4 protein-coding genes are annotated in these 1,440 nt (G+C 69.1%); 1 reads left to right on the top strand and 3 read right to left on the bottom strand.

Features of this window, described 5'->3' with window-relative positions:
• Window positions 1–348 precede the first annotated feature (348 nt).
• From ACWD1Z_RS37605 to ACWD1Z_RS37595, 3 genes are read right to left on the bottom strand one after another with little or no spacing between them, the layout of a single operon-like run.
• Window positions 349–600 (bottom strand): hypothetical protein, encoded by a 252-nt coding sequence (locus ACWD1Z_RS37605; protein ID WP_451125426.1) that lies wholly within the window; start codon window positions 598–600, stop codon window positions 349–351.
• Window positions 600–821: a hypothetical protein gene (locus ACWD1Z_RS37600; protein ID WP_451125424.1), complete on the bottom strand. Its 222-nt coding sequence runs from the start codon at window positions 819–821 to the stop codon at window positions 600–602. The genes ACWD1Z_RS37605 and ACWD1Z_RS37600 overlap by 1 nt, the downstream gene beginning before the upstream one ends.
• A complete protein-coding gene (locus tag ACWD1Z_RS37595; RefSeq protein ID WP_451125422.1) occupies window positions 818–1,204 on the bottom strand; it encodes a nucleotidyltransferase domain-containing protein in 387 nt (128 codons plus the stop codon). The genes ACWD1Z_RS37600 and ACWD1Z_RS37595 overlap by 4 nt, the downstream gene beginning before the upstream one ends.
• Window positions 1,205–1,229: 25 nt before the next feature.
• Here ACWD1Z_RS37595 and ACWD1Z_RS37590 point away from each other — a divergent pair.
• Window positions 1,230–1,440, top strand: a 211-nt coding sequence (locus tag ACWD1Z_RS37590) for a hypothetical protein (RefSeq protein WP_451125428.1), incomplete at its 3' end; no start/stop codon positions are given.

Here is a 1,440-nt window from a genome sequence, read left to right as displayed (position 1 = left end):
GAGCTGCAGACACTCCTCGCCCTCTGGACCGGCGCCTGCCCCACCTGCCACCGCGACATACCCACCCCACTACGGACCTGACCAAGCCCTACTAGTCCGACCGCCGACAAGGGCCGGTGAACGCCGGGGGTTTGGGGTTGCGCGTGGCAGCGGGCGAGGCCGTGGCGGCTCGCCTGCGTACCCAGGCGATCGGCGTGAAGGTCGAGCACCATCACATCAATCGCCCGTCGTGCAGCGCTAGATCACGCCGGATACGGTCGGCTGTGCTCTCGGAGGTCGCGCACGGAGGACACGGTGTGCACGGGGACTGACCGCGACGTACCGCGCGTGGGCTACCGACTCGAGTAGTCAGCGTCGGAATGCTGCAGCCTTGGGCCCGGGCTTGATCACCAACGCGTTCAGCGGGAGCATCCTCGTGGGCTGTACCACCTCCGGCCAGCCCTCTGCGCTGGTGACGCAGAACGGGATGCTCCGGTAGCCCTGCCACTTCCAGTTGATCCACCAGCGGGGTTCACTCCGGTGTCCCACGAGGCGCCGTGGTGTGGGCAGCCGCTGACCGGCCAGCTCGGCGTCGTCGAGGTTGACCTCGAGTTCCCTCATCAGGACCAGACCCGCCAGGGCCGCGCGGCGCAACGGGCTGTCTTCGTTCCACCGGCGAAGGCCCAGCGCATGTCCGGGGTCGCCAGCAGGTCGGTGTCGTCTGGCGCGTCGGAGAGCGTGACGCGGGAGATGGTGATGGCCTCCTGCTGCTGCCACCCGATCAGTTCTGCCCGCACCGGGCGGGGGATGTGCCGGTCGAGGCCTTCGAAGGCCTCGATCATGTCGTGGCGCTCGGCCCGGCCGGCTTCGGGGTCCTCGGGATCGCGTGGAGCACGCCGAGAGCTTCGGCGAGCGTGTCACCCCGTTGCCACAGCGGGAGCATGAAGGTGCCATCGGCCTCCAGCTGCTCGCGCGCCGCGTCCTCGAACTGGAACTGCAGCCCGCGGGACGACCCGGCGAGCGCGCGGCGCAGCGGCGCGTACGGGTTGCCGCCGGAGAAGATGGCCTGGACGACAGCCTGGTTCATCCGTTCGTCGCGCTCGAACCGGACTGCGACGTCGACGTCGTGGGGCTCGGTGGCGCCGCGGGCGAAACTGCCGAACAGCCACACCTGCCGGATCAGGTGGAGGGGCCATTCCTGGGGGTCGTCGAGCCGGTGGAGCATCGCTTCGACCAGTTCGACAGCTCGCGTGCGCGTGGCGATCGGCTCGAACGGGGGCGTTTTCTCCCCCTTCTCTGCCAGCTCCGCCCAGATGGAGGTTCAACGCGAGCAAGTGCTCCGCACACGTCGAGGCCACGAGCGCCTGGTGACCCCTGGCACTGGTGCCAAAGCCAAGCTCACCTCAGCCGACCGGGTCCTGGTCACCGTGCTCCACCTGCGAAAACTTGCGACCCTGGACC

This window comes from Streptomyces sp. NPDC002784 (assembly GCF_053592135.1).
The sequence above is the reverse complement of the archived record's forward strand: the minus strand, read 5'-3'. Positions and strand labels throughout refer to the sequence as shown.

Coding starts and splice junctions, on each gene's coding strand:
- ACWD1Z_RS37600 (WP_451125424.1), bottom strand. CDS start 821: ATGATCGAGGCCTTCGAAGGCCTCGACCGGCACATCCCCCGCCCGGTG.
- ACWD1Z_RS37595 (WP_451125422.1), bottom strand. CDS start 1,204: ATGCTCCACCGGCTCGACGACCCCCAGGAATGGCCCCTCCACCTGATC.
- ACWD1Z_RS37605 (WP_451125426.1), bottom strand. CDS start 600: ATGAGGGAACTCGAGGTCAACCTCGACGACGCCGAGCTGGCCGGTCAG.